Here is a 25819-nt window from a genome sequence, read left to right as displayed (position 1 = left end):
CAGCGGCGGGACAAGGGGCTGCGCCAAGCCCCGCCGCCGGGAGTTCTGTGGTGCGGAGCCGGCCCGTAACCCCCCTGGCCGGACCGGCCCCGCACCCGCTGGAGTGGTGGTCTAGAGGACTGCGCAGTTGGTGCCGTTCAGGGCGAAGGCGGCCGGGGCCGGGTTGCCGCCCGTCGCGCTGCCGAGGAAGCCGAAGGACGCGGTGCCGCCCGGGGCGATCGCGCCGTTCCAGGACGCGTTCGTGACGGTGACGTCGGCGCCCGACTGGGCTACCGAACCGTTCCAGAGCTGGGCCACCTGCTGGCCGCCGGCGAACCGCCACGCCAGCTTCCAGCCGCTGATCGCCGCCGTGCCGGTGTTCGCGACCTTCACGTCACCCTGGAATCCGCCGGGCCAGCTGCCGGTGACCCGATAGGTGACAGCACAGGTGGAGGAACCCGCGGACGGCGAGGAGGAAGGCGAAGACGACGGCGAGGACGAGACCGACGGCGACGGCGAGGTGCCGATCTTCGACGGGTCGGCCACGCCCCAGTACGCCGGCTTCGCCTGCAGCCGGGTGTCGAACAGCAGCGGCGCGTCCTTGCGGGTCACCGGGAACGTGTCCAGCCAGGTGTTGTCGTCGGCGAGCCCCCACAGCGTCACCGAGGTGATCTCCGAGGCGTGTTCGCGGAAGAGGGCGAACATGTCGCGGTAGACGTACGCCTGCTGGAGCAACCGGTCGGCGGGCGGTGCCGGGAACGTCTCGCTGCTGTTCGTGTAGATGCTGACGTCCATCTCGGTGACCTGCTGCTCGACGCCGAGCGGGGCGAACTTCTCGATCATCGCCTCGGTCTCGGCGATCGAGGGCCAGCTGACGTTGATGTGCATCTGGTGGCCGACACCGTCGATCGGCACGCCTTCGGCGCGGAGCTGCGCGACCAGGTTGTACAGCTTGTCGCGTTTGGCCGGGACGTTGGTGTTGTAGTCGTTGATGAACAGCTTGGCGTCCGGCAGCACTTCGCGGGCCACCCGGAAGGCGGTCCGGATGTAGTCGAGTCCGGCCACGGTGTACCAGGTGGAGCGCCGCAGCCCGTCCGCCTGGTTCTCGTCGATCACCTCGTTGACGACGTCCCACACGCCGATGTCGGAGCCGTAGTGCCCGGCCACGTTGCGGATGTGGTTCTCCAGCCGGGCGAGCAGCAACTCCTTGTCCTCGGCGGTCGCGGTCATCGGCTGACCGTCGGCGCCGGTGAACACCCACGACGGCGTCTGGTTGTGCCACACCAGTGTGTGTCCCCGGATGGCCAGCCCGTTCGTCTCGGCGAACGCGATGAGGGGATCGGCCTGGGCGTACGAGAAGGTGTTCTCCGTAGGCTCGGTGGCATCCCATTTGAGGGCGTTTCCCGGAGTCACCGAGGTGAAGTGCCGCTTCAGGAGCGAACCGTGATCCCCGATGATCTCCGCCCCGGTGATCGCGGCGCCGACGGGAAACTCCGGAACCACGTCCTTGACGGCCGGGATGTCGGTCTGGATCGGCAGCGACGGCACATAGGAAGCGGTCACGTCGTCGAGGTAGAACGAGCCGGTCGTCGACGCCGTCTCCACGTAGATCCGGAGGAAGTCGACGTCGGTGGCGAGCGTGTACCGCCCGGTCAGGTTCGTCCAGCCGCCCGAGATGACCGCCGTGTTGCCGACCACCTGGTCGTAGGCGGCGACCTCACCGGTCCGGCGTTCCACGCTGAGTCGCGCGCTGTCCGAGCCGGACTCCATCCGCACCCAGGCGGAGATCGTGTAGGCGGTGCCCTTCTCGAACGTGCCGAGCACGTCGTGCGACGGACCCTGCCAGGCCGCGGTGCGCCCGCTGATCGCGAGGCTGCGGGTGCCGCCGTGCGCGACGGCGGTGCTGGAGGCGATCGTCTCGGCTGACCGGCCGGTCCAGCCCTGGCTGGTGCCGTCCTCGAAGTCGCTGGTCAGCACGGTGATCGGGGCGGGATCTCCGGCGGCGTTCGCGGTGGTGGCGACGGTGACTGCGGCGACGGGGGCCGCGACCATGAGGGTGGTCACGGCGAGCCGCGCGAGAGCGCGCATCTGGGTGGTCCTTCGCGTGAGGGGGTACGCGGGGAAGCTCGGGGAAGCGACGCTCATCGTGACATGGGAGCGCTCCCATTTCAACGCGGTGACGGAATTGTTTCCGGCGGCGCTGAGAACGGCGAGGAGGACTCTTGACACACCCACCCGACGCCGACGCGATCCGGCTGATGATCACGTGCCAGATCCTGATCCTGGAACGCGGTGAGGAGAGCCTCGGCGAGGACGCCGCCGCGATCGCCGGTTTCGTGCTCGGCTCCCGTCCGCCACCCCCGGATCTGCGCGTCGAGCCGGCCCTCACGTCGCTCGCCGCCCGGCTGCTCCGGGAGTCCGATCTGGACCCGGACGAGGTGGCCGCGATCGCCGACCGGGTGATCGAGGAGTCCGGCGACGAACTGGAGCGGCTCCGCGAATCACTGCGAATGGTGCGGCACGGGGAACGCCGTGCCCGTTGGTGGCGACGACGTCGTCTTTAAGTCGATTTGGAACTATCTGCGTTCGGGAAACCATTAGAACTCTCATGGCGAATTCTTAGGAATCGCTTCTAGCTTTGAGTAATGCAGACTCTGGCGGTCGTGCCGTGATGACGGTTCTCCGCCCGGAGGGCGGCCCCGTGCAGGATCCGCCCCCGGCGGGGAGCGTGGATGGGCAGGGGGAGGCCGAGCAGCCGGGGAGCGGGCAGCCGGGGAGCGGGCAGCCAGGGAGACGGTGGAACACGCCGGAACGGCGTCGCCGCGTCATCGTGGCGGTCGCCGTCGTCTGGGCGGTGGCCCTCACGGCGCTGGTCCTCGTACAGAATGGGGGTCAGTCCGAAGAACCTGCCGCGACCGCCCCCTCGGCCTCGCCGTCCGCTTCGGACGCGCCCCTCACCGTCGCCGAGGTCGCCCAGGCGCTGACGCCGTCGGTCGTGGTGATCGAGACGACCGGCCATGACTCGCAGGACCGCCTCGAGGCGGGAACCGGCACCGGCGTGATCGCCAACGCCGACGGCACGATCATGACGGCGGCGCATGTGATCGACGGCGCCGAGTCGATCAAGGTGACGTACGCGGACGGCACCAGCTCGACCGCCGCGATCGCCAGTCAGGACGACGAGCAGGACATCGCCACCATCACCCCGGAGAAGCTGCCCGAGACGCTGGTGCCGGCCGTGCTCGGCGGCGGCGTGGCGGTCGGCGAGGACGTCGTGGCGATCGGCAACCCGCTCGGCCTGGCCTGGAGCACGAGCAGCGGGGTCGTCTCCGGGCTGGACCGCAAGCTCGACCGCGACGACTCGGACGACATCGCCGGCCTGATCCAGTTCGACGCGGCGGTCAACCCGGGCAACTCGGGCGGGCCGCTGATCAACACGCTCGGGCAGGTGGTCGGCATCGTCGTGGCGCTGGCCAACCCGACCGACGCGGGCACCTTCATCGGCATCGGCTTCGCCGTCCCGATCGGCGCGGCCCTCGGTGGCGGCGGCGACGGCGACGGGCAAGCGCCGCCCCTCTAGCGACAAAGGACGGTTTCATGAGCTGGACCGACGCGCCGGCGGTCACCGCCGGGCCGATCGAGAAGGTGCTCTACGAGGTCAAGAAGACCATCGTGGGCCAGGACATCCTGCTCGAACGGCTGATCGTGGCGCTGCTGGCCCGCGGGCACATCCTGGTCGAGGGTGTCCCCGGCCTGGCGAAGACCCTTGCCGTGAAGTCCCTCGCCGAGGCGATCGGCGGAGACTTCCACCGTGTCCAGTTCACCCCCGACCTGGTGCCGGCCGACATCGTCGGCACCCGGGTCTACCACCAGCCGACCGGCGAGTTCCAGGTGCAGCTCGGCCCGGTCTTCACCAACCTGCTGCTCGCCGACGAGATCAACCGCGCGCCCGCCAAGGTGCAGTCCGCGCTGCTCGAGACGATGCAGGAGCGCCAGGTCACTATCGGCCGCGAGACGCACAAGCTGCCGAACCCGTTCCTCGTCATGGCGACGCAGAACCCGATCGAGAACGAGGGCGTCTACCCTCTTCCCGAGGCGCAGGTCGACCGCTTCATGATGAAGGTGGTCGTCGGCTACCCGTCGCTGACCGAGGAGTTCGTGGTCGTCGAGCGGGCTCTCGCCCCGGCCGCCGTGATCCAGAAGATCATCGACCCGGCCACGCTGGTGACGCTGCAGCAGGAGGCCGACCGGGTCTACGTCGACCCGTCGCTCATCGACTTCGCCGTGCAGCTCGCCCACGCCACCCGGGAGCCGGCCCGGGTCGGCCTCACCGACCTGGCTCGCTACGTCACGTTCGGCGCCAGCCCGCGGTCGTCGATCAGCCTGGTGCTGGCCGGCCGGGCGCTCGCCTACATCCGCGGCCGGGAATACGTGGTGCCCGAGGACCTCAGCGACCTCGCGCTCGACGTGCTGCGCCACCGGCTCGTGCTCTCCTACGAGGCGCTCTCCGACGAGATCACCCCGGACCTGATCATCTCCAAGATCCTGGCGAATCTGTCGTTCCCCGAGCCGCGGGGTCGCTGAGGAGATGGTGACCGCCCCTGACCGGTTGCTGCGGCGCCTGGAGTGGAGACTCGGGCGCCGACTGGACGGGCGCCTGCAGGGCGCGTACCGCACGGTGTGGCACGGCACCGGGCTCGACTTCACGGATCTCCGGTCGTACACGCCCGAGGACGACGTCCGGCACATCGACTGGAACGTGACCGCCCGGCTCGACGAGCCGCACGTCCGGCAGTACACCGAGGACCGGGAGATGACGGCGTGGTTCGTCATCGACCGTTCGGCGTCGATGCGGTTCGGAGGCCACGAGGGCAAGCAGTCGGTCGCCGGTGAGCTGGCGATCAGTCTGGCGCGGCTGGTGGCGCAGGGTGGTAATCGCGTCGGTGCGGTCCTGTTCGACAACTCCGACAAAAAGGTTATTCCGCCGCGTGGCGGTCGGGATCAGATCCTGCGCATCGCGCGGGAGTTGACCAGCAGCCCGGCCGGTGCGCAGGCTCGGTCTTCCGGCGACGTGACGGATTTGTCGGAGATGCTGCGCCTGGCTGCCACGACCACCTCGCGCCGACGGAGCCTGATCTTCGTGATGTCCGACTTCATCGGCGACCCGGGCTGGGAGCGTCCCCTCGCGATGCTCACCCACCGCCACGAGGTGGTGGTGATCCGCGTCGTCGACCCGGCCGAGCTGGAGCTGCCCGACCTCGGTCTCGTGCTCGTGGAGGACGCCGAGACCGGCGAGCAGATCCTCGTCGACACCAGTGACCCGCTGCTGCGCAGCCGGCTCGCCGAGCAGGTCGGCGCCCGCGAGGACACTCTCGCCGCGGCGATGCGCAAGGCGGGTGTGCGCCCGCACCGGGTGACCACCGATCAAGACCTGCTGGCCGTACTGATCGACATGGTGAGGCGGTCCGGCCGATGAGCTTCCTCAACCCCCTCGTCCTGGTCGCCGCGGTGCTGGTGACCGCCGGGGCCGCCTACGCGTACGTCGTCCTGCAACGCCGCCGGGCCGCCGCTCTGACCGCTGCCGGTTTCGGGCATCTGACCGGCGGCCGGCTGCGGCGGCACCTGCCGTACGCCCTGCTGCTCGCCGCCCTCCCGGTCATGCTGATCGGCCTGGCCCGCCCGCAGGCGCAGGTCGCGGTGCCGCGCGTCTCCGGGACCGTGCTGCTCGCCTTCGACGTCTCGAACAGCATGTCCGCCACCGACGTGGCGCCGAGCCGGATAGCCGCAGCTCAGACCGCCGCCACCGGGTTCGTCGAGGAACAACCGGACAGTGTGGACGTCGGCGTGCTGGTCTTCGGCGACCAGGCCCTGCTCACCCAGGAGCCGACCGCTGACCACGCGGCGGCGACCGCGGCGATCCAGCGGGTGAAGGCGAGTGGTGGCACGTCGCTGGGCCAGGCGATCTTGGTCAGCTTGAGCACCATAACCGGCAAACCGGTCACTCTGGATAGTGTGGATCTTGGATACTGGCCGTCCGCCACGATCGTCGTCTTCTCCGACGGTGAGGAGACCGGCGGCCCGGACGTCCAGGCCGCCGCGGAGCTCGCGGCCGCCGCCGGCGTGCACATCCAGACCGTCGGTGTCGGCACGGCGAAGGGCGGGACCGTCGAGGTCGACGGCTACCAGCTCAGCACCGCGCTCGACGAGTCGCTGCTCACCGCCGTCGCGCAGGTGACGGGCGGCACCTACCACGCGGCCGGTGACGCGGCCACGCTCGCCGACACCACCAAGTCGATCGACCTGCGCCTCACCACCGAGAAGGAGCCGCTCGAACTGACCGCGCCGTTCGCCGCGGCCGCCCTGCTCCTGCTCACCCTCGGCGGACTGTTGAGCACCCGCTGGCACGGAAGGATCGTCTGATGTCGCTGAGCTGGCCGTGGGCACTGCTCGCGCTCCTGGTCGTTCCGTTGCTGCTGGCCGTCCGCTGGCTGCTGAACCGCCGCCGCAAGCGCACGGCGGTCACCGTCTCCAGCGTCGCCCTGATCCGGGCCGCCATCCCGGGCCGGACGGCGTGGCGGCGGCGGGTGCCGGTCTGGCTCTTCCTCGCCGGTCTGCTGGCCCTGGCCGGCGCGGTGACCCGTCCGCAGGCCTCGGTCGCCGTACCGTCGAACAACACCACGATCCTGCTGGCGATCGACGTCTCCGGTTCGATGTGCAACACCGACATCGCCCCCAACCGGCTCGCCGTGGCCGCCGACGCCGCCCGCGAGTTCGTCGAGGCCCAGGAGGGCGAAACCAAGATCGGTCTGGTCGCCTTCTCCGGCATCGCCGGCCTGCTGGTCCCGCCGACGACCGACAAGCAGCCCCTACTCGACGCCATCGCCACCCTGAAGACGGCCCGTGGCACCGCCATCGGCCAGGCCATCCTCACCTCGGTCGACGCGATCGCCGAGACGAACCCCGACGTGCCCGCGACGGGCGCTTCCCCCGAACCCTCCACGTCCGAGGACTACCAGGCCGACACCATCGTCGTCCTCACCGACGGCTCGAACACGACGGGCGTCGACCCGGTCACCGCCGCCCAGGAGGCGGCAGCCCGCCGCCTGCGCGTCTACACGATCGGCTTCGGCACCACCGACCCTCAACAGCTCGTCTGCACGGCCGACCAGGTCAGCGGCGACTCGCCCTTCGGCGGTCAAGGCTTCGGCGGCAACGGCAACGGCTTCGGAGGCGGTTTCGGCGGCAGCCGCGGCGGCGCCCGCGAGATCGACGAGGACGCGCTCACCCAGGTCGCCGACCTCACCGGCGGCCGTTACTTCCAGGCCGAGGACGCCGAACAGCTCACCGGCGTCCTGGCCGACCTCCCCAGCGAATTCGGCCTGACCAAGCAGAACGTCGAGATCTCCGCCTGGTTCATGCTGGCCGGCTTCCTGCTCGTATCCTCGGGCATCGGCCTGTCCCTCTGGTGGAACAGGGGCCCGGTCCGTCGTTGATTCCCCTTTCCTCGTACGGGGATGGCGGCACGCCCCAAAGCCCTGTTTCCCGGTCCCGTGGCGCAGGTGTGGTGCGCCACGGGACGGAGGTGGTGCGGGTGGGGAGTGCTCAGGTCGTACGAGGAAGGAATCAAAGGCGTTGCAGTTGGGTGACCACCATGGCGATGGCGAAGAAGCCGTAGAAGCCGATCGCCAGGATCATGCCGATCAGGCGCCAGCCGCGCAGGCGGATCGCGGTGGGCAGGTCGCGGGTGTTGAGGCGGACCAGGAGGATCGAGTAGAGCAGGGTGACCACCGAGGCCGCGCAGGTGGAGACGATCAGGAGGCCTAGGGGCTGGGTGAAGCCGGCCAGCAGGATCGCGGAGCCGAGGACGATTTCGGCCCAGACGACTGCCAGGTAGAGGCGGGGCTCGGTCCAGCGTGCGGAATCGGTCAGGTAGGTGCGGCGCAGGAAGTCGGAGGCGAGCCGGCCGATGATGTCGAGCAGGCCCATCGCCGCCGCCCAGAGGGAGACTGCCGCGACGGCGAGGAAGAGCAGGCGCAGCCAGCCGCCCACTTCGGCGGAGAAGATGTCGCCCTGGATGCGCAGGAACGACGGATCCGATTTGAGGTCGGCACGGCCGAAGAGCGTCTCGTAGGCGAGCAGGCTCATGATGCTGATCGTCACGAAGCAGACCGCTACGAAAGTGACCAGGTGCTCGGTGTTCGCCCGCTTCCACCAGACCTTCCAGCGGGCCATCGAGGTGTCGTCGATCGGGAACTCGTAGCGGTCGGCGCCGGCCGCCTCCTCCTGGCCGGTGATCGGGGAGATCAGGCGAGGCACGTGCGCGCCCATGCCGTAACGCTTGTCGCGGATCCAGTTGCTGAGGACCAGATTGTGTACGCCGCCGGCGCCCGCAGCACCGATCGCACTCAGGATGAGAGTGAACGTGATGCCATCGGGGATCTGACCGAATTCAGTCACGGTGGCTTTGGCGCCGTCTCCCCAGGTGCCCAGTGAGATCACGAAGATGACGACTACGGCGAGGAAGAAGAGGGTGAGCGCGACCTTGACCGCCTCGACGCGTTCGACGGTCGTGTAGATGACCTTGGAAACGGTGAGCAGGAGACCGACGATCACCAGCGTGGCCACGGTGATCCAGACCGGGTCGCCCGCACCGATCAGATAGGTGAAGACGGTCGAGCCGCTGGTGGCCCAGCCCGGCCAGACGTACTGGAAGGCGCCGGCCAGGCAGATGATGATGCCCCAGCCCTTCCACCAGCGGGAGAAGCCGGCGAGGGCGGTCTGGCCGGTCGCGAGCGTGTACCGCTCGATCTCCATGTTGATGACGAACTGCACGGCGAGGGTGGTGAAGGCGAGCCAGAGCAGGCCGAGACCGCCGATCGCGGTGAGGTACGGCCACAGAATGATCTCGCCGGCGGCCATGCCGATGCCCACGGCGACGATGCCGGGACCGATCATGCGGCGGAGGGATAGGGGTTCGGGGAGTTCGCGGGTCGTCGTGTCGGTGATCATGTGAACGCTCCCGTTCGGCTTTCTCAACCGCGCCGCTGGAGGAGGACGTCCAGATGGCGCAGCATGCGAGGGATGTCGGGGGTGGTTCCGGTGAAGAGCTGGAAGGCGGCGGCCGCCTGGTAGGCGCACATCGCCGTCCCGCCCAGCGTGCGCAGGCCGGCGGCACGGGCCGCGCGGAGCAGCTCCGTCTCGACCGGCATGTAGACGATGTCGGCGACCCACAGATCGGGGTTCCGGTTCAGGTGCTCTGCGGGCAGCGGGATTCCGGGGTGGTGGTGCATGCCGATCGGGCTGGTGTTGATGAGTCCGTCGGCGGTTTGCAGGCTTTCGTAGAGGTCGCCCGCTGGTCTCTGTCCAATCTGCTGCGATAGATCGCGACTTCTGGTCGCGTCGGGATCGATGATGTCCACGGTCGTGGCACCGAGTTCCAGCAAGGCGTGCGCCACTGCCGCGCCGGCCCCGCCCGCTCCCAGCTGCACGACGTGCCGGACCGGAACGTCGGGCAGGTTGGCGCGAAAGGAGCGGAAGAATCCGTACGCGTCGGTGTTGTGGCCGAACCGCTTGCCGTCCCGGAACACCACGGTGTTGACCGCCCCGATCGCGCGGGCCTGCGGCGAGAGGTCGTCGAGCAACCCGATCACCTGCTGCTTGAAGGGGTGGGTGATGTTGACCCCGGCGAAGCCGTCGCGCTCGGCGTCGTCGAGGGCCCGGCCGAGGTCGGGGGATTCGAACAGGGTGTACGTGAGGTCGAGTCCCTGTGCCTGCCCTTCCGCCTCGTGCAGGGCCGGTGACAGCGACGTGCCGATCCCCGATCCGATCAATCCGCATCGGCAATTCGTCATGTCACACCCCTGGGCGGTCAATGTACTAACTGGTACGTTAGTTATCGGGTGTGACGGGGACCACTGTCAAGGCCCACGGCAGACTTGCCCTCATGACGCAGGAGAAACCGATGCTGGGAGTGCGGCGGCGCGATGCCGAGCGCACCCGTGCCGAGCTCATCGAAGTAGCCACCGAGGAGTTCGCCGAGCGCGGTTACAGCGGTGCCCGGGTCGACGAGATCGCCGACCGGACCCGGACCACCAAGCGGATGATCTACTACTACTTCGGCGGTAAGGAGCAGCTCTACCTCGCGGTCCTGGAGAGGGCCTATGCGGAGATCCGTGCTGCCGAGCGGGCCGTGGACGTCGACCATCTCGACCCGATCGCCGCGGTCCGCAAGCTCGCCGAGGTCACGTTCGACCACCACGAGGCGCATCCGGCGTTCATCAAGCTGGTCGGGGTGGAGAACGCGCAGCACGCCAAGCACATGAACCACGTGGCCGGCCTCGTGGATCTCAACAGCTCGGCCGTGGCGGTGCTGGGTGGGATCTTGGAACGCGGCGTCGAACTGGGCATCTTCCGCTCCGATGTCGACGCGCTCGACGTGCACATGCTGATCAGCTCGTTCTGTTTCTTCCGGGTCGCCAACCGGCACACGTTCGGCGCGCTCTTCGACCGGGACCTGCTCGACCCGGCGCGGCGTGACTTCTACCGGAACATGCTCGGCGACCTGGTCACCGGATATCTACGGATGAAGGAGGATTGATGCGGCGCTCGATCGCTACGGTCTGCGTGTCCGGAACCCTCGACGACAAGCTCACCGCTGCTGCCGCGGCCGGCTTCGACGGCATCGAGATCTTCGAGAACGATCTCGTGGTGTCGCCGATGTCGCCCCGGGAGATCCGGCAGCGCTGTGCCGATCTCGGGTTGGCGATCGAGCTCTATCAGCCGTTCCGCGATTTCGAGGCGGTCCCCCCTTCACTGGTGAAAGCCAACCTGGAGCGGGCACGGCGCAAGTTCGACGTCATGAACCAGCTCGGTGTTTCGACGATCTTGGTGTGCTCGTCGGTGCACCCTCTGGCTGTCGATGACGATGAGCTGGCAGCTGCTCATCTATCGGAATTGTCCGATGTGGCGGCGGAGAGTGGCGTTCGCGTCGCCTATGAGGCCCTCGCCTGGGGACGCCACGTGTCCACCTGGGACCACTCGTGGCGGATCGTCCAGCTCGCCGATCATCCGGCACTCGGGCTGTGTCTCGACTCGTTCCATGTGCTGTCGCGGGAGGTGCCGCCGGACGGCATCGCCGGCATCACTCCCGGGAAGATCTTCTTCTTGCAGCTGGCGGACGCGCCGTACCTGCGGATGGACGTCCTTCAGTGGAGCCGCCACCACCGGCTCTTCCCGGGGCAGGGCAGTTTCGATCTGGCCGGGTTCGTGGCGTTGACGCAGGCCGCGGGCTATGACGGTCCGCTGTCCTTGGAGGTCTTCAACGACGTCTTCCGGCAGTCGGATCCGGCGCGGACGGCGGTGGACGCGATGCGTTCGCTGATCGCGCTGGAGGGCGGTCAGCCTTCATCGCCCGCCTTGACGGGATTCGCCTTCACCGAACTCGCCGTCGACGGCACGTCCGGCCCCGCGCTGCGATCCGCCCTGCGCGGCCTCGGGTTCGCGCACACCGGTCAGCACCGCACCAAGCCGGTCGAGCTCTGGGAGCAAGCCCGCTGCCGGATCGTCCTGAACAGCGCCGTCACTCGCCCGCAGGACGCCACGATCACCGCCTTCGCCGTGACCTCCGCTGATCCTTCCCAGTCACTCCAGCGTGCCGAGGCACTGCGGGCCCCGGCCCATCCGAACGTCCGCGAACCGGGCGAAGCGGAGCTCGCCGCGATCACCGCCCCGGACGGCACCAGCATCTTCGTGACCGATCCCGGCAACGACTGGCGCAACGACTTCCTGCCGACCGGCTCGGTGTCGACCGGCGCGGGCCTGCTGACGACCGACCATCTGGGCCTGGCGCAGCCGTTCGACAACTTCGACGAAGCGGGCCTCTTCTACCGCTCGGTGCTGGGCCTGGAATCGCTGGCGACTGAGGAGTACGCCGCACCCTTCGGCCTGATGCGTTCCCGCTCACTGGCGAACGCCGATCGCAGCCTGCGCCTGGCCCTGACCGTCGCGCTGCTGCGCCGAGGCGACTGGGCGCCGGCCGTGTCCGATCCTCAGCACATCGCCTTCACCACGACCGACATCTTCGCGACCGCGGCGAAGCTCTCCCTGCCACCCTTGTCGGTATCGGACAACTACTACGAAGACCTGATCGCCCGCTTCACGCTGCCCGAACCGTTCGTCGCCTCCCTGCGAGCCCACGGCATCCTCTACGACCGCGACCCGTCCGGCGGCGAACTGCTCCACCTCTACACCCCGGTCCTGGGCGGCCGCGTCTTCTTCGAGATCGTGGAACGCCGCGCCGCCTACGACCGATTCGGCGAGTCCAACGCCCCGGTCCGGATGGCCGCCCAGCGCCACAGCCGCTTGCACGGCGCCTCCGCCGGTGGGATCGACGGAGGCGGCGAGCGCGTCCGCTAGGCCGGGCGGCGCCGGCGGGTCCAGGAGAAGCCGATCAGGCCGGTGATCGCGGCCAGCACACCGCCGCTCACCGTCCACACCCAGCGGGAGGAGAACTCCGGCACCCAGTCGGCGGAGAAGGCGCTCTCGGTGGGCTCGGCCGACGCCGACACCACCGGCGCCGCCGTCAGGACTTCGCCGGGACGGTTGACCGGCACCAGCGGCGCTTCGAGTTCGCCCTGGTCGGCGCCGGTGTCACCGGCCGGCGCGGTCAGGGTCAGGCCCACCTTGATCGGCAGGCCGAGGTCCTGCTCCGGGAGTTCGGTGCTGGAGAGCCGCACGTAGTAGGTGCCGGGCAGCGGGTCGCCGTCCCACGGCTCGGCCCACGACCGGATCTGCCGCAACCGGCAGCCGAGCGCCAGCGACGACGCGCCGGTGTCGGCGACCGGGCTCTGCTCCCCGGCGACGCAGGCCTGACGCCGGCGCAGGCCGTCGAAGACCTCGACGGTCCACGCCTGCGAGCCGGTACGGCCGGAATCCGGGAGTGTCACCGTCGCCGCGAGCGTCGGATTCTGCCCCGCGGACGCGCTGAACGACCAGTACAGGTAGTCGCCGGTCACCGCGCTGACGGTCGCCGGCTGATCGGGGGAGATCGCCACCGCGGTCAGGAACGACGTGCCGGCGCTGCTCACCGCGGGCGCCGGGGAGGGAGTGGCGAACCCCAGGGACAGGGTCGCGGTTCCGAGTACGGCCACGGACGCGGCCAGATGAGCGATCCGCATGTCAGTTCTCCCTCCAGGTGGCGACCCACCAGCGGGTCAGCCAGCCGGCCAGCACGCCGGCCACGAGGCCCGCGATCGCGAGCACGAAGAGCAGCAGCCAGCCGCGGCCGAGGCCCGGGGCATCCGGGGCCTGTGAGGCGTCGACCAGGTCGACGCTGAGTTCCAGGGGCATGCCGGGGGCGCCGGCAGCGGTCTTCGAGGCGAATGAGTTACTGATGATCAGGCAGGTATCCGATTGCTCGGAGATGTCACCAGAAGACCACCTCAGTCCGGCCGACAGCACGTCCGCCCGCCCACTGCCCGCGTCGACTCCCCGGACCAGCTCGCGGCCATCCGTCGTGGACGCCTTCAGCAGCACCCCGTAGTCACGGTTCAGCTCGCGGTCCAGGGCGATGCTCACCGACGCCCGCAGCTCCTGGCCCGGCTGCACGGCGACCCGGTAGTACCGGTGCTCGCCGATCAGCTCCCGATCCGTGTAGACCCCGGCCGTCAGCCACGGCGCCTTCGTGCAGTCCTCGGCGCCCGCGACGGTCGCCGGCACGACCGGTGGCGGCAGCGCGGCACGATCGACCACCTGCTTGATCCGCTCGGTGAGCTGCTCCTCGCTGTCCGCCGACGCATAGGTGCCACCGGTCGCCGTCGAGATGCAGACCAACTGCTTGCGGGTCTTCTCGTCGGGGGTGAGGCCGAGCGTGTCGACGACGAGGCTGGTGCCCTTGGCTGCCAGTTCGCGGGCGACCGTACACGGGTCCGGCGGGGTGCAGGTGTCCTCGCCGTCGGTGATCAGGACGATCCGGCGTACCGAACCGGTGTCCCCGAGATCCTCGGCCGCCTTGCGCAGCGCCAGCCCGATCGGCGTGAACCCGGTCGGCTTCAGGGTGGCGATCGCGTTCTTGGCCGCCACCCGGTTGACCGGACCGACCTCGACGATCTGCTGGGTGTCCTTGCAACCCACCTTCTTGTTCTCGCCGCCGTAGGTCGCCCCCAGCACGCGGATCCCGAGCTGGGTGGTCTCCGGCAGCGCGTCGACGACGTCGTTGAAGGCCTGCTTCGCCACCGAGATCCGCGTCTGCCCGTCGATGTCCGCGGCGCGCATCGAGCCGCTGACGTCCAGAACGAGCTCGACCCGGGGCGGTTCCACCTGAGTCTCCGGCACTTCATCGGCTTGAGCAGGCGAAGCGCCCAGCGCTACATTAGCGGCGATCAATCCTATTGCTGCCACTATGGACAGTTTCTTGTGGATCACGCGGCAAGATCATAAACACCGCCTTCCCCTGTACGCACAACCGCCCTGCCTTTCCCCCTCCCCGCCGGCGACCCTTCCTCGCAGCCGACCCGGGCACCCCGCCCGCGCCCTCACCCACCACAGCCCTCCAAGATCGCGAACAGCGGATCCCCGGCTGTACCGGAGAGCGGCAATCCGGGCATGAGGGCAGCCCTGACGTACAGCCGGACAGCTCGGATCGAGCCGCCAACGGCGGCCGCTGGCAGGGACCCGCAACGCACTCCAGCTCCCCAGGGTCATTGCCGGGTAGCGCGTCGAATTCGGGCGTGGACTGCACCCGAACTGCGACACGCAGCCGAGCTTCCCTGAGTCAACGGGCGGCCAGCGCACACTCCGTGGTGCCGTGGTGCCGTGGTGCCGTGGTGCCGTGGTGCCGTGGTGCCGTGGTGCCGTGGTGCCGTGGTGCCGTGGTGCCGTGGTGCCGTGGGGCCGTGGGGCCGTGGGGCCGTGGGGCCGTGGGGTCGTGGGCTGCGGGGGCGTCGGGCCGTGGGGCCGTGGGGCCGTGGTGGCGTGGTGGCGTGGTGGCGTGGGCCATGGTGCGGTCGTGTAGCAGTGGCGGTGAGCGGGCGCGCATCCGGGCCCGACGGGCGGTGAGCCAACGCGAACCATTTGTTTGTGCGCTGGCGGCCCTGATAGCGGCGATGAGCGCACGCGGTGGCGATGCGTGTGCGCTGACCGCCGCCGCTGAGGTGATCGAGCTGACGCAAGACGGCCGTGTCGCAGGTCAGGTGCGGGCCGGGCTGTACTGCAGAGGGACAATTCGGGCGTGGTGACGGCTCTGGTGTGCAGCCGGGCGGCCTGACCTGTGGTCGACCGTCGGTGGGGCTTGTTGTGGCTCGTTGCTGTGTCGGCGGCCGGGCGGCGGTGGCGACGCGTGTGCGCTGACCGCCGCCGCTGAGGTGATCGAGCTGACGCAAGACGGCCGTGTCGCAGGTCAGGTGCGGGCCGGGCTGTACTGCAGAGCGACAATTCGGGCGTGGTGACGGCTCTGGTGTGCAGCCGGGCGGCCTGACCTGTGGTCGACCGTCGGTGGGGCTTGCTGTGACTCGTTGCTGTGTCGGCGGCCGGGCGGCGGTGGCGACGCTTGTGCGCTGACCGCCGCCGCTGAGGTGATCGAGCTGACGCAAGACGACCGTGTCGCAGGTCAGGTGCGGGCCGGGCTGTACTGCAGAGCGACAATTCGGGCGCGGTGACGGTTCTGGTGTGCAGCCCGGGCAGATTCGGCGGAACGGAGACGAGGCGGGACGGGGACAAGGATGGGACGGGGCGGAAGGGGCGGACGGGGGCGGGGAGTCAGCGGAAAGCGGCGTGGCCGGTCAGGGTCTGGCCGATCACGAGGGTGTGGATCTCGGAGGTGCCTTCGTAGGTGAGGACCGACTCCAGGTTGTTGGCGTGCCGCAGGGGCGAATACTCCAAGGTGATGCCACTGCCACCGAGGATGGTGCGGCACTCGCGGGCGATGGACAGGGCCGTGCGGACGTTGTTGAGCTTGCCCACGCTGACCTGATGCGCCCGGAGCTTGCCGGCGTCCTTGAGGCGGCCCAGATGGAGGGCGAGGAGCAGCGACGTGTTCAGGTCGACCGCCATGTTGGCGAGTTTCTCCTGGGTGAGCTGGAAAGCGGCGATCGGCCGTCCGAACTGGACGCGGCTGCCGGCGTAGTCGAGGGCCACGCGCAGGCTGTCGCGGGCGGCGCCGGCCGAGCCGAAGACGATGCCGAAGCGGGCCTCGCTCAGGCAGCTCAGCGGGGCGCCGAGTCCTGTGGCGCCGGGGAGCTGGGCGGACGCGGGGAGGCGGACGTCGTCGAGGATCAGCTCACCGGTGATGGAGGCGCGCAGGGAGAGCTTCTGCTTGATGGTGTTGCTGGTGAAGCCGGGGGTGCCGCGGGGTACGAGGAAGCCCCGGATTCCCTCGGACGTCTGCGCCCACACGGTGGCGACGTCGGCGATGCTGCCATTGGTGATCCACATCTTGGTGCCGTTGAGGATCCAGTCGTCGCCGTCGCGGACGGCCCGGGTGCGCATGTTCGCCGGGTCGCTGCCGAAGTCGGGTTCGGTCAGGCCGAAGCAGCCGATCGCCTCGCCGGCCGCCATCCGGGGCAGCCACTCCTGCTTCTGTTCCTCGGAGCCGAAACGGTGGATCGAGTACATGGCGAGCGATCCCTGCACGGAGACGAAACTGCGCAGGCCGGAGTCGCCGGCTTCGAGTTCGAGGCAGGCCAGCCCGTACGCGACAGCGCTCGTGCCGGCGCAGCCGTACCCGTCGAGGTGCATGCCGAGCAGGCCGAGTTTGCCGAGCTCCGGCGCCAGTTCGCGGGGGAACGTACCCTGCTCGAACCAATCGCCGATGTGCGGGCGCACCCGGTCCGCCACGAAGCGGGCCACCGTCTCCTGGATCTGCCGTTCCTCTTCGCTGAGCAGGCCGGCGACATCGAGCAGGTCGAGTTGGTCAGTCATACCGAGGATTGTGCACCCCCAGTAACCGATCAGCGTCCTCTCAGCGTGATGATCTAGCCTCAAGATCATGACTGCGGTGGCGGGCGAAAGATCATGACTGCGGTGAACGACTTCATCGACCCCGGCATACGGGAGTCGATCTCCGGCTTCCTGGAGGACGTGGAGTCCGGGCTGCGTGCCGCGGTGACCAGTCCGGAGCCGCTGATCTCCGAGGTCGCCGCGCACCTCGTCGAGGCCGGCGGCAAACGGTTCCGCCCGCTCGTCGTGGCGCTGGGCGTGCAGTTCGGCCGGGACGAAGGCGCTCGCGGCGGCGGCCGGGACGAGGCGGTCGTCATGGAGCTGACCCACCTGGCCACGCTCTACCACGACGACGTCATGGACGAGGCGCCGATGCGCCGGGGCGCCGCCAGCGCGAACTCGCGGTGGACGAATTCGATCGCGGTCTACGTGGGTGACTACCTTCTGGCCCGGGCGGCTGCCATCGCCGCCGGGCTGGGCGAGGAGGCGGTGCGACTTCAGGCTCGTACGCTGGCCCAGCTCGTGCGAGGACAGCTCGCCGAAACCGTCGGGCCGCGTGGCGCCGATCCGATCCGCCACCACTTGCGGGTCATCGAGGACAAGACGGCCTGCCTGATCGCCACGTCGGCGCGACTCGGCGGTATGGCGGCCGGGTTGCCGCGCGAGCACGTCGACACCCTGGAGGCGTTCGGCACCTCGATCGGGATCGCCTTCCAGCTCTCCGACGACCTGCTCGACATCACGTCGGAGTCGGAGCAGTCCGGCAAGACGCCCGGCACCGACCTGCGTGAGGGCGTGCCGACGCTGCCGGCCTTCTACGCGCTCGCGGCCGGCGACACCGGAGCCGACTCGCGGCGGCTGAAGGAGCTGCTCACCGCGGGTCCGCTCATCGACGACGAGCTGCACGCCGAGGCGCTGTTCCTGCTGCGCGAGTCGGCGGCGCTGAAGCAGGCCCGGGAGACCGTGCACGGCTATGCCGAGGATGCCCGCCGGCACGCCCGGGCGCTGCCGGCCGGAGCGCCCCGGCGCACCCTCGAATCGCTGTGCCGTTACATCGCCGACCGGACCGGCTGACCAGGACGGGTGACCAGGGCGGTAAGCCGTTTCAGTGATACCCGTCACCGAAGGGGGTCAGTACCGTTTCCGGCATGGTCGGCCTCCTTGAGCGGCTCAGCCCCGGCGACCACGCCTGTCTGGTCGCCGGTGACGAACCCGCATTGACCCGCAGCGTGGCCGCGTACATCCGGACGGGTCTGCGCGCCCGGCAGCGGGTGGTTCATCTCGGTCGGGGCGAGCACGTCATCGCCGAGCTCGTCGCGCAGGGCGTCGACGTGCGGTCGGCGCTGGCGGCCGGCCGGCTGCGGATGAGCTCGGCCGCCGGGGAGTACGTGCACGGCGGCCACTTCGACGTGGACGCCGCGGTGGCGCATTTCCGCAGCCAGGCCGAGCAGGCGCGCGCGGACGGGTTCGACGGGTTCCGCGCGTTCGGGGACATGTCGTGGGCGGCCCGGGCCGGGCGTACGGCGTTGCTCTCGCTCTATGAGAGCCGGGTCAACCGGATCTTCGCCGACGGCTTCGCGATGGGTGTCTGCTTCTACGACCGGCGGCTCTTCGGACCGGCCCAGCTGCGCGACATCATCCGCTCGCACCCGTGCACGATCACCGCGCACACCGATCCGGCGGCGGTGCCGCTGCTGCGTGCCGTCCGGATCGTCACTCCGGACGGGATCGGCGTCCGGCTGGAGGGCGAGGCCGACCTGTCCAACCGGAACGCGTTGATCACCGTCCTGGAACACCTGGCCGAGGACTGCGGCGCGACGCTGACCGTCGAGGTGACGGCGCTGCGATTCGCCGACTCGGCCACGGCCCGCACGCTGCTGCGGGTGGCGCGCGGAGGCCGGCGGACGCTGCGGGTGCTGGGCTGCTCGGCCGCGCTGCGCCGCCTGTTGCTGCTGCACGGCGCCGGCCCGGACGTCGAGTTCCGCTAGCGCCGTTCAGAGGAGGGCGACCGCCACCTCCCGCCGCGCGGCGGTCTAGTAGAAGTCGCCGGACACGTCGAGTGCCGGCCTCGACGCCGTCGACGCCGTGATCGTGTAGGTGTCGGCGCCCGCGTTCCGGCCCTCGCCCGGGTAGGTGTACTTCGCCGTGAAGGTGTACTCGCCGGGCGCGAGGGTGTCGGCGGAGGAGAGCGTGAACCGGTAGAGGTAGGCGTCCCCCTCCTCGGTGACCGAGGTGGTGACGCTGCCGCCGGGCGTGCGCTTGGTGGCGCCGCGAGGGACGAACCCGTCGGTGCGGGCCACCCGGATGACCACGTCGAGTGCTCTCAGTTCCTCGGTCGTCTTCAGGGTCACGACGCTGGAGCCGTCGACGACGGAACCGTCCGCCCACAGGGGTTCCGAGATCCGCGAAGCGGACGGCGACGGCGGAGAGGTGGCCGGCGACGGTGACTCGACGGCCGGCGCTGCGGGCACACCGGACGGCGACTTCGGTGACGCCGGTGACGGCGCCGTGCTGGACGACGCCGACGGGGTGCCGGCGGCCGACGGGGAAGCGGCCGCGCTGGGAACGGCCGCGCTGGGAACGGCCGCGCTGGGAACGGGCGCTGGCGGGGCGTCGTTGTTCCCCGCCAGGGCCCAGTTCGCGACGCCACCGGCGGCGAAGAGGGCGACCACGGCAGCGGCGGCCGACGCCATCCGGACCCGGGAGCCCTGGCGCCGGCGGGTGACCGGTTCGCGGGTCGTGGACATGGCGATCCGGCTGAGCATCGCCTCGCGGTCCGGGTGATGCCGGTCGGCTTCGGCGCGCAAGGAGGCGCGTAGGGAAGCGCGCAAGGAGGCCTGCGAAGAGGACTGGGAGGAGTCCTGCGATGAGCCCCGCGAGGACGCCCGCATGTCGTCGTCGGAAAGTCTCATCGCGCCGCCTCCCACCCGTCGAGCCGTGCCACGCCGCTGTCACCCAGAAGTTCGGCAAGTTGCTTCGCGCCCCGAGAGGTCGAGCTCTTCACCGCGCCGACGGAGATGCCGAGGATCGTGGCGACCTCGCGTTCCGGCAGGTCGAAGGCGTACCGCAGGACCACGCAGGCACGCCGCCGATGGGGGAGCCGGCGCAGCGCGCCACGGACGTCCAGCACCGCGGGGAGGTCGCTCTCCCGGGACCGCCGGAACGGCTCGAGCGAGAGCAGCCGTTCCCGTCCCCGCCGCCGGACCCACTGCCGGGCCAGGTTCATCAGGATGCCGTGCCCGTACGCGGCCGGGTCGTCGGCCGCGGTGACCCGGTCCCAGTGCCGCCAGCACTCGGTCAGGGCGTCCGCGGCCAGGTCGTCGGCGACGTCGGACTCGCCGGTCATCAGGAAGGCCAGCCGGGACAGGGAGGCGTGATGCCGCTCGAAATACGCATGGAACGCGCTTTCGCGCATGACCGAACCACCTCCCTGGACCGGCAGACGTTAGAGATCGGCGTCGCCGGAGGCAAGGCGATGAGACCGGATTATCACCGGACGGAACCGTCGTCGCCGGGTGAGGGTCACCCGTACAGGATGAAAAGCACCTGTCGGAGCAAGCGACAAACGTCGAAGTTGGGCAGTTCGAAACCTTGACGCGGCACAATGGCGGCATGGATCTTCGACAGGGCATCGGTCTTCGCAAACTCGGCAAGACCGTCGATGAGTTCCAGCAGGACCTGTTGAGCAACCTCTACTTCCGGCGCGGCACCACGGTCGAGTCGGCGAGCATGCGGGATGCGTACGAGACGCTCTCCCTCACGGTTCGCGACCACCTGGCCGAACGGCGGGCGCGCACCGCGGCCGCGCACTACGCCAGCAACCCCCGCTGGGTCTACTACCTCTCCGCCGAGTACCTGCTCGGCGCCCAGCTCGAACAGAACCTGCTCTACTCCGGCACCGGCGAGATCGCCGCCCAGGCCGTCAAATACTTCGGGCTCAGCCTGGAGGACATCGAGGCGCTCGACATCGAGCCCGGCCTCGGCAACGGCGGCCTGGGACGGCTCGCGGCCTGTCTCGTCGACTCGATGGCGACCCGTGACATCCCGGCCGTCGGCTACGGCATCCGCTACGACTTCGGCATCTTCAAGCAGTCGATCAGTGAGGCCGGGCAGGCCGAACGCCCGGACGACTGGGCCTTCCAGGGCAACCCGTGGGAGTTCCCCGCGCCGGACGACAGGCAGACCGTCGGCTTCTACGGGCACACCGAGCCGGTGGCCGGATCCACGATCCGCAAGCAGTGGGTTCCCGGTGAGATCGTGCTCGGCGAGCCCAGCCACATGCTGGTCCCGGGCTACGGCACGGAGACCGTCAACATCGTCCGGCTCTGGCGGGCCCGGGGCAGCGAGGCCTCGTTCGACCTGAGCCGCTTCTCCGCCGGGCAGTACGCCGAAGCCGTGCAGGAAGCCGTCCGCGCCGAGAACATCAGCAAGGTCCTCTACCCCGACGACAGCACCGAACTCGGCCGGGAGCTGCGGCTCAAGCAGCAGTACTTCCTGGTCTCCTGCTCGCTGCGGGACATCGTCCGGCGGTTCCGGCTGCGGAACGAGAGCTGGGACGACTTCGCCGAGAAGACCGTCATCCAGCTCAACGACACGCACCCGACGATCGCGATCCCCGAGCTGATGCGGTTGCTCGTGGACGAGTACGACGTGGAGTGGGACCGGGCCTGGTCGATCACCCGGCGCACGTTCGCGTACACCTGCCACACCCTGCTCCCGGAGGCCCTGGAAACCTGGCCGGTGCACGTCTTCGAGCGGCTCCTGCCCCGCCACCTGGAGATCATCTATCTGATCAACATGCTGTTCCTGCGCGAGGTCGAGGAGCGGTTCCCCGGTGATGCGGACCGGGTGCGCCGGATGTCGATCATCGGCGAGGAGGGCGAACGCCGGGTACGGATGGCGAACCTCGCCGTGGTCGGCACCGAAGCCGTGAACGGCGTCGCCGAGCTGCATTCGAAGCTGCTGCGGGAGACCGTCCTCAACGACTTCGCCGACCTGTGGCCGGCCAAGTTCCAGAACGTCACGAACGGCATCTCGCCGCGCCGGTTCGTGAGACTGGCGAACCCGCGCCTCTCCGACCTGATCACCGAGTCGCTCGGTGACGACGGCTGGCTCACCGACCTGGAGCGCCTCGCCGAGCTGGAGGCGTTCGCCGGCGACGCGTCGTTCCAGGAGCGCTGGCGGTCGATCAAGCGGGTCAACAAGGTGGACCTGGCCGTCGGCGATCCCGACTCGCTGCACGACGTGATGATCAAACGGTTCCACGAGTACAAGCGCCAGCAGCTCAAACTGCTGCACATCATCACGCTCTACCACCGGATCCGGGCCAATCCGGGCGCCGACTGGGTGCCGCGGACGATCCTGTTCGCCGGCAAGGCGGCGCCGGCCTACCACGCGGCGAAGAACATCATCCGGCTGATCAACGCGGTGGCGGCCACGATCGCGGCGGATCCGGTCGTCTCGCCGTACCTGAAGGTGGTCTTCGCCGAGAACTACAACGTCACCCTCGCCGAGAAGATCATCCCGGCCGCCGACCTGAGCGAGCAGATCTCGCTCGCCGGCAAGGAGGCGTCCGGCACCGGCAACATGAAGCTCGCCCTCAACGGCGCGCTCACGATCGGCACGCTCGACGGCGCCAACATCGAGATCCGGGCGCGGGTCGGCGCGGAGAACTTCTTCCTGTTCGGCCTCGACGCGTTCGAGGCGGCCGAGGCCCGGATCGCCGGGTACCGGCCGTGGGAGTTCTACGAGCAGGACGCCGAGCTCCGGCAAGCCATCGACGCTATCAACGCGGGCGTCTTCGGCGGCGTCGGGCACGAGGTCGCGGACTCGCTGCTCGGCCACGACGAGTACCTCACGCTCGCCGACTTCCGGGCGTACCTGCAGAGTCAGGAAGAGGTCGAGCGCGCCTGGCGCGACCAGGACCGGTGGACCAGGATGTCGATCCTGAACACGGCCCACAGCGGCTTCTTCTCCGCGGACCGCACGGTCGCCGACTACGCCGCCCGCATCTGGCGGGTGTCTCCGGTCCCGGTTCCCAAGGACCATTGAGACCTCGATCCCTCGTACGGGGGAAGCCCGCACCCGCCGGGCTTCCCCTTCTCCATCGAGCGGGCGACTGCGGCTTGAGAGGCGGATCCCGGTCACCCGGTCGGGCGGGCGCAAGCGCGTCGGGGAGGATGGGGCGGGCTTGTCGCGCTGAGGTCGGGAGTGGGTGTGCTGGAGAGGCTGCTGCCGGCGGCGGTCCGGAGCGCTGAGGCGTTCGGTGACGATCCCGGCGAGCCGTGCTTTCCGGGGGAAGAGGACCTGGTCGCCAGCGCGGTGCCGGGGCGGCGGCGGGAGTTCGTGACCGCACGGCGATGTGCCCGGGAGGCGCTGGCTCTGCTCGGCCGGCCGGCCGTGGCGATCCGGCCCGGGAGCAGGCGGGAACCGCTCTGGCCGGACGGGATCACCGGGAGCATCACGCACTGCGCCGGATACCGGGCCGCGGCGGTGGCGCTGCGGTCCGAGGTCGCGAGCGTCGGCATCGACGCGGAACCGCACGCGCCGCTGCCGGTCCGGGTGCTGCCCGCCGTCACCACCGAGGCCGACCGGGAGCATCTCGCCGGCCTCGAACCCGGGACGCACTGGGACCGGCTGCTGTTCAGCGCCAAGGAGTCGATCTACAAGGCGTGGTACCCGATCACCGGCCGCTGGCTGGGCTTCGACGACGTGACGCTGACGATCGAGCCGGCCGCCGGGACGTTCACCGGGCGGATCCACGTCGACGCGCCGTTCGACGAGATGCACGGCCGGTTCGTGATCGACCACGGCCTGGTGGTCACGGCGGTGCTGATCCCGGTCTGACCCGCGGCGGATCGCGGACGGGGTCAGCGCTGCCGGCGCTCCGGGCGGCCCGGGTCGGCGCCGGCCACCAGGCGGCGGAGGCGGTGGGCGACCCGGCGGCGGCCCGCCTCCTGTTCTTCGGCGGCGGCCCAGCCGGCGGCCAGGTAGTCGCCGACGACGCCGTCCGGCTGGTCCAGACTCTCCCGGGCGGCCAGCAGGCGGGAGCCCCGGGGGAGCAGGCCCGGGTCGCGGCCGGACCGGTCCCACTCCGCTGCCGCCTCGGTGATCCGGTGCTGGAGCACCGCATCCTCGCGGGCCTCGGCCACCCAGCCGGCGAGCCGTGGCCAGTGGTGGAGCAGGGCGTCGTGACTGATCTCCACGGTGTCCGCGCCGACCGTCACGAGGCGGGCGCGGACCAGGCGGCGCAGCACGAGGGAGTCGGCGGCGGCGCGGTCGGCCCGTCGGCGGACCACGGTGCCGTTCGCCGTCACCGCTACCAGTTCGAGCAGCGCCTCGCGCAGCCGGTCCCGCTCGTCCGGTGACTGTTCCCGGTAGATCCGCTCGGCCGTCTCGGCGATCGCGTGCCGGATGCCGCCGGTCTCCCGGTACGCGCCGACGGTCAGCCGGACGCCCTCACGTCGATCCCAGGTGGCGCGCAGGGCGTGGGCGAGCAGGGGCAGGGAGCCCGGCTCGTACGGGCGCCCGTCCTCGGCGCCGAGATCGCGCAACAACAGGCCGGGCAGGCCCGGCTCGACGCTGAGGCCGGAATGCTCGGCGGGCTCGACGACGGCCCGGCGGATCGCGTCCGCGCCGAGCGGGCCGACCACCATGTGACCGGCGGTCAGGACCTTCGCGAGCGGCGGCAGCTCGACGCAGTCCTGGTAGAAGTCGGAACGGACCGCGATCACGACGAGGGCCGGCGCGGCGCTGGTCAGCTCGGTGACGTAGGCGAGGCGCTCGGCCGGGTCGGCGCACTGCGTGAAGAGCTCTTCGAACTGGTCGACCACGATGACGGGCCGGCGCCCGGCCGCGGTCGCAGCGGCGGCGAGGGCGGCGATCGACGGATCATCCTCAGTGGAGTCGTCCGGCCGCGACTCGTCCTCAGGTGCGGGGATCAGGGTTCGTATCCGCGTTCGGAGCCTCGCTGTCGGACGTACGCCCGGATGGACCAGAACCCACGGCCAAGCCGCCGCCTGCGCGCCGAGCGCGCCCGACGCCAAGCCGGGCAGAAGTCCCGCCCGGACCAGCGACGATTTGCCCGCGCCGGAGACGCCCGTGACGATCAGCGGCGGACCGCCGGCCGCCTGCTCGGCGAGGTGGCCCAGCATCTCGGCGATCTCCGGTTCACGGCCGCGGAACCAGGGCGCGTCCTCGGGTTCGAAGTGGACCAGACCGGGATAGGGCGGCACCGCGCCACCCGGCACGTCGGCCGGCACCGCGTCCCCGGCCGGGAGCTGCTCGCGGGTGAACGCGACCAGGTGGCGGCGCATCTCGTCGCGCTCGCGGCGCAGCCGCAGGCTCCGGGTGGCGAGCTGCCGGCGCAGGCGGTCCGCGCTCTCCCGGACGTCGGTGAGCATCCAGCGCAGCTCGGGAACGCCGAGCCCGATCTCCTGGAACGCGGCCTCCAGCACCCGCCGCAGCTCGTCGTCGGTGGCCGCGGCCTCGGCGAGCGCCGTGTTGACCGCGTCCGCGGCGCGCAGCACCCGGGAGATCTCCTCGTGCAGCGCACGGCCGTTCTCGCCGGTGGCGGTCAGGCGGGGTAGCAGGCGGGCGGCGAACACGGAGCGGCCGGCGCCGGGGTCCGTCCCGGCATCGGCCATGAGGTCGGCGAGACGGTCACCGCTCGACTGATCGAGAACGGTCGGCGGGACTGCGGAGGCGGTCAGGAGTGCCAGAATCGCGTACGCGCCGGCGCCCTCCACCCGGGACCCGGTCTGCCGGACCCAGGCGCGCACACCCTCCCTGGCCTGCTCGGCCGCGGCTTCCCGATCATGGTCGTGCACGTTGGCCGTCCCTCGTGGCATCGACACGCATGAAGGTTCCATGATGGCACCAGCGTGCGAGAGTGGCGCTGTCCTCGTAC

Annotated in this window: 21 protein-coding genes; 12 read left to right on the top strand and 9 right to left on the bottom strand. The window is 70.2% G+C overall.

Annotation, left to right across the window (positions count from 1 at the left end):
* Nucleotides 1–111 precede the first annotated feature (111 nt).
* Entirely contained in the window at nucleotides 112–2067 is a 1956-nt protein-coding gene (locus tag EP757_RS03640) for an endo-1,4-beta-xylanase (protein WP_127542794.1), read from the bottom strand.
* A gap of 134 nt (nucleotides 2068–2201) precedes the next feature.
* On the opposite strand from EP757_RS03640, the gene EP757_RS03635 reads away from it, so the two are divergent.
* The 6 genes from EP757_RS03635 to EP757_RS03610 all read left to right on the top strand — a co-directional run bounded on the left by EP757_RS03635 (nucleotide 2202) and on the right by EP757_RS03610 (nucleotide 7472).
* Nucleotides 2202–2543: a hypothetical protein gene (locus tag EP757_RS03635; RefSeq protein WP_127542793.1), complete on the top strand. Its 342-nt coding sequence runs from the start codon at nucleotides 2202–2204 to the stop codon at nucleotides 2541–2543.
* Between the two features lie 107 nt (nucleotides 2544–2650).
* Complete coding sequence (locus tag EP757_RS03630; RefSeq protein ID WP_127542792.1) at nucleotides 2651–3559, top strand: S1C family serine protease; 909 nt, start codon at nucleotides 2651–2653, stop codon at nucleotides 3557–3559.
* 17 nt (nucleotides 3560–3576) lie between these two features.
* Nucleotides 3577–4563 carry a MoxR family ATPase gene (locus tag EP757_RS03625; protein WP_127542791.1) on the top strand — a complete coding sequence of 329 codons (987 nt, stop codon included), beginning with the start codon at nucleotides 3577–3579 and terminating at the stop codon, nucleotides 4561–4563.
* A gap of 4 nt (nucleotides 4564–4567) precedes the next feature.
* The gene (locus EP757_RS03620) at nucleotides 4568–5455 is read left to right on the top strand and encodes a DUF58 domain-containing protein (RefSeq protein WP_127542790.1); all 888 of its coding nucleotides are present in this window, start codon (nucleotides 4568–4570) and stop codon (nucleotides 5453–5455) included.
* Entirely contained in the window at nucleotides 5452–6399 is a 948-nt protein-coding gene (locus tag EP757_RS03615) for a VWA domain-containing protein (RefSeq protein ID WP_127542789.1), read from the top strand. The genes EP757_RS03620 and EP757_RS03615 overlap by 4 nt, the downstream gene beginning before the upstream one ends.
* Nucleotides 6399–7472: a VWA domain-containing protein gene (locus tag EP757_RS03610; protein ID WP_127542788.1), complete on the top strand. Its 1074-nt coding sequence runs from the start codon at nucleotides 6399–6401 to the stop codon at nucleotides 7470–7472. The genes EP757_RS03615 and EP757_RS03610 overlap by 1 nt, the downstream gene beginning before the upstream one ends.
* Before the next feature lie 130 nt (nucleotides 7473–7602).
* Here the strand turns inward: EP757_RS03610 and EP757_RS03605 are convergent, their stop codons facing one another.
* Both EP757_RS03605 and EP757_RS03600 read right to left on the bottom strand, forming a co-directional pair.
* A complete protein-coding gene (locus EP757_RS03605) occupies nucleotides 7603–8988 on the bottom strand; it encodes an Nramp family divalent metal transporter (protein WP_127542787.1) in 1386 nt (461 codons plus the stop codon).
* A 23-nt stretch (nucleotides 8989–9011) separates the two neighbouring features.
* Nucleotides 9012–9830, bottom strand: a complete 819-nt coding sequence (locus tag EP757_RS03600) for a shikimate dehydrogenase (RefSeq protein ID WP_127542786.1) — start codon at nucleotides 9828–9830, stop codon at nucleotides 9012–9014.
* Nucleotides 9831–9922: 92 nt separating this feature from the next.
* Between EP757_RS03600 and EP757_RS03595 the strand changes: the two genes are divergently transcribed.
* Together EP757_RS03595 and EP757_RS03590 are read left to right on the top strand one after the other, a co-directional pair.
* A complete protein-coding gene (locus tag EP757_RS03595; protein ID WP_127542785.1) occupies nucleotides 9923–10576 on the top strand; it encodes a TetR/AcrR family transcriptional regulator in 654 nt (217 codons plus the stop codon).
* Nucleotides 10576–12393, top strand: a complete 1818-nt coding sequence (locus tag EP757_RS03590; protein WP_127542784.1) for a bifunctional sugar phosphate isomerase/epimerase/4-hydroxyphenylpyruvate dioxygenase family protein — start codon at nucleotides 10576–10578, stop codon at nucleotides 12391–12393. The genes EP757_RS03595 and EP757_RS03590 overlap by 1 nt, the downstream gene beginning before the upstream one ends.
* Here the strand turns inward: EP757_RS03590 and EP757_RS03585 are convergent.
* The 3 genes from EP757_RS03585 to EP757_RS03575 form a co-directional block, all read right to left on the bottom strand.
* Nucleotides 12390–13154 (bottom strand): peptidase, encoded by a 765-nt coding sequence (locus tag EP757_RS03585; protein WP_127542783.1) that lies wholly within the window; start codon nucleotides 13152–13154, stop codon nucleotides 12390–12392. The two genes, EP757_RS03590 and EP757_RS03585, sit on opposite strands and share 4 nt — an antisense overlap.
* A 1-nt stretch (nucleotide 13155) precedes the next feature.
* Complete coding sequence (locus EP757_RS03580; protein WP_127542782.1) at nucleotides 13156–14400, bottom strand: VWA domain-containing protein; 1245 nt, start codon at nucleotides 14398–14400, stop codon at nucleotides 13156–13158.
* Nucleotides 14401–15732: 1332 nt separating this feature from the next.
* Nucleotides 15733–16893, bottom strand: coding sequence for an acyl-CoA dehydrogenase family protein (locus EP757_RS03575; protein ID WP_127542781.1), 1161 nt, complete (start codon nucleotides 16891–16893; stop codon nucleotides 15733–15735).
* Nucleotides 16894–16986: 93 nt separating this feature from the next.
* Here EP757_RS03575 and EP757_RS03570 point away from each other — a divergent pair, with 93 nt between their 5' ends.
* Entirely contained in the window at nucleotides 16987–17985 is a 999-nt protein-coding gene (locus EP757_RS03570; protein ID WP_127542780.1) for a polyprenyl synthetase family protein, read from the top strand.
* A 74-nt stretch (nucleotides 17986–18059) separates the two neighbouring features.
* Entirely contained in the window at nucleotides 18060–18899 is an 840-nt protein-coding gene (locus tag EP757_RS03565; RefSeq protein WP_127542779.1) for an MEDS domain-containing protein, read from the top strand.
* Nucleotides 18900–18944: 45 nt separating this feature from the next.
* Here EP757_RS03565 and EP757_RS03560 read toward each other — a convergent pair whose 3' ends face one another.
* On the bottom strand, nucleotides 18945–19823 hold the full coding sequence (locus tag EP757_RS03560; RefSeq protein WP_127542778.1) for a hypothetical protein: 879 nt from the start codon (nucleotides 19821–19823) through the stop codon (nucleotides 18945–18947).
* A complete protein-coding gene (locus tag EP757_RS03555) occupies nucleotides 19820–20326 on the bottom strand; it encodes a SigE family RNA polymerase sigma factor (RefSeq protein WP_127542777.1) in 507 nt (168 codons plus the stop codon). The genes EP757_RS03560 and EP757_RS03555 overlap by 4 nt, the downstream gene beginning before the upstream one ends.
* Nucleotides 20327–20523: 197 nt before the next feature.
* On the opposite strand from EP757_RS03555, the gene EP757_RS03550 reads away from it, so the two are divergent.
* Together EP757_RS03550 and EP757_RS03545 are read left to right on the top strand one after the other, a co-directional pair.
* Nucleotides 20524–22962 carry a glycogen/starch/alpha-glucan phosphorylase gene (locus EP757_RS03550; RefSeq protein WP_127542776.1) on the top strand — a complete coding sequence of 813 codons (2439 nt, stop codon included), beginning with the start codon at nucleotides 20524–20526 and terminating at the stop codon, nucleotides 22960–22962.
* Nucleotides 22963–23127: 165 nt separating this feature from the next.
* Nucleotides 23128–23757, top strand: coding sequence for a 4'-phosphopantetheinyl transferase (locus EP757_RS03545; RefSeq protein WP_127542775.1), 630 nt, complete (start codon nucleotides 23128–23130; stop codon nucleotides 23755–23757).
* Between the two features lie 23 nt (nucleotides 23758–23780).
* On the opposite strand, the gene EP757_RS03540 is transcribed toward EP757_RS03545, so the two are convergent.
* Nucleotides 23781–25760, bottom strand: a complete 1980-nt coding sequence (locus EP757_RS03540; RefSeq protein WP_370457845.1) for an ATP-binding protein — start codon at nucleotides 25758–25760, stop codon at nucleotides 23781–23783.
* Nucleotides 25761–25819 lie beyond the last annotated feature (59 nt).

This window comes from Actinoplanes sp. OR16 (assembly GCF_004001265.1).
In the GTDB taxonomy this organism is placed as follows: Bacteria; Actinomycetota; Actinomycetes; order Mycobacteriales; family Micromonosporaceae; genus Actinoplanes.
Note: the sequence above shows the minus strand (reverse complement) of the source record. Positions and strands in the feature narration are given on the sequence as shown.

What these genes read in the sequence shown, in the direction of transcription:
- EP757_RS03555 (WP_127542777.1), bottom strand. Translation starts at nt 20,326, where the DNA reads ATGCGCGAAAGCGCGTTCCATGCGTATTTCGAGCGGCATCACGCCTCC.
- EP757_RS03625 (WP_127542791.1), top strand. Translation starts at nt 3,577, where the DNA reads ATGAGCTGGACCGACGCGCCGGCGGTCACCGCCGGGCCGATCGAGAAG.
- EP757_RS03550 (WP_127542776.1), top strand. Translation starts at nt 20,524, where the DNA reads ATGGATCTTCGACAGGGCATCGGTCTTCGCAAACTCGGCAAGACCGTC.
- EP757_RS03595 (WP_127542785.1), top strand. Translation starts at nt 9,923, where the DNA reads ATGACGCAGGAGAAACCGATGCTGGGAGTGCGGCGGCGCGATGCCGAG.
- EP757_RS03560 (WP_127542778.1), bottom strand. Translation starts at nt 19,823, where the DNA reads ATGAGACTTTCCGACGACGACATGCGGGCGTCCTCGCGGGGCTCATCG.
- EP757_RS03600 (WP_127542786.1), bottom strand. Translation starts at nt 9,830, where the DNA reads ATGACGAATTGCCGATGCGGATTGATCGGATCGGGGATCGGCACGTCG.
- EP757_RS03615 (WP_127542789.1), top strand. Translation starts at nt 5,452, where the DNA reads ATGAGCTTCCTCAACCCCCTCGTCCTGGTCGCCGCGGTGCTGGTGACC.
- EP757_RS03610 (WP_127542788.1), top strand. Translation starts at nt 6,399, where the DNA reads ATGTCGCTGAGCTGGCCGTGGGCACTGCTCGCGCTCCTGGTCGTTCCG.
- EP757_RS03575 (WP_127542781.1), bottom strand. Translation starts at nt 16,893, where the DNA reads ATGACTGACCAACTCGACCTGCTCGATGTCGCCGGCCTGCTCAGCGAA.
- EP757_RS03540 (WP_370457845.1), bottom strand. Translation starts at nt 25,760, where the DNA reads ATGCCACGAGGGACGGCCAACGTGCACGACCATGATCGGGAAGCCGCG.
- EP757_RS03565 (WP_127542779.1), top strand. Translation starts at nt 18,060, where the DNA reads ATGGTCGGCCTCCTTGAGCGGCTCAGCCCCGGCGACCACGCCTGTCTG.
- EP757_RS03570 (WP_127542780.1), top strand. Translation starts at nt 16,987, where the DNA reads ATGACTGCGGTGAACGACTTCATCGACCCCGGCATACGGGAGTCGATC.
- EP757_RS03590 (WP_127542784.1), top strand. Translation starts at nt 10,576, where the DNA reads ATGCGGCGCTCGATCGCTACGGTCTGCGTGTCCGGAACCCTCGACGAC.
- EP757_RS03630 (WP_127542792.1), top strand. Translation starts at nt 2,651, where the DNA reads ATGACGGTTCTCCGCCCGGAGGGCGGCCCCGTGCAGGATCCGCCCCCG.
- EP757_RS03585 (WP_127542783.1), bottom strand. Translation starts at nt 13,154, where the DNA reads ATGCGGATCGCTCATCTGGCCGCGTCCGTGGCCGTACTCGGAACCGCG.
- EP757_RS03640 (WP_127542794.1), bottom strand. Translation starts at nt 2,067, where the DNA reads ATGCGCGCTCTCGCGCGGCTCGCCGTGACCACCCTCATGGTCGCGGCC.
- EP757_RS03620 (WP_127542790.1), top strand. Translation starts at nt 4,568, where the DNA reads ATGGTGACCGCCCCTGACCGGTTGCTGCGGCGCCTGGAGTGGAGACTC.
- EP757_RS03605 (WP_127542787.1), bottom strand. Translation starts at nt 8,988, where the DNA reads ATGATCACCGACACGACGACCCGCGAACTCCCCGAACCCCTATCCCTC.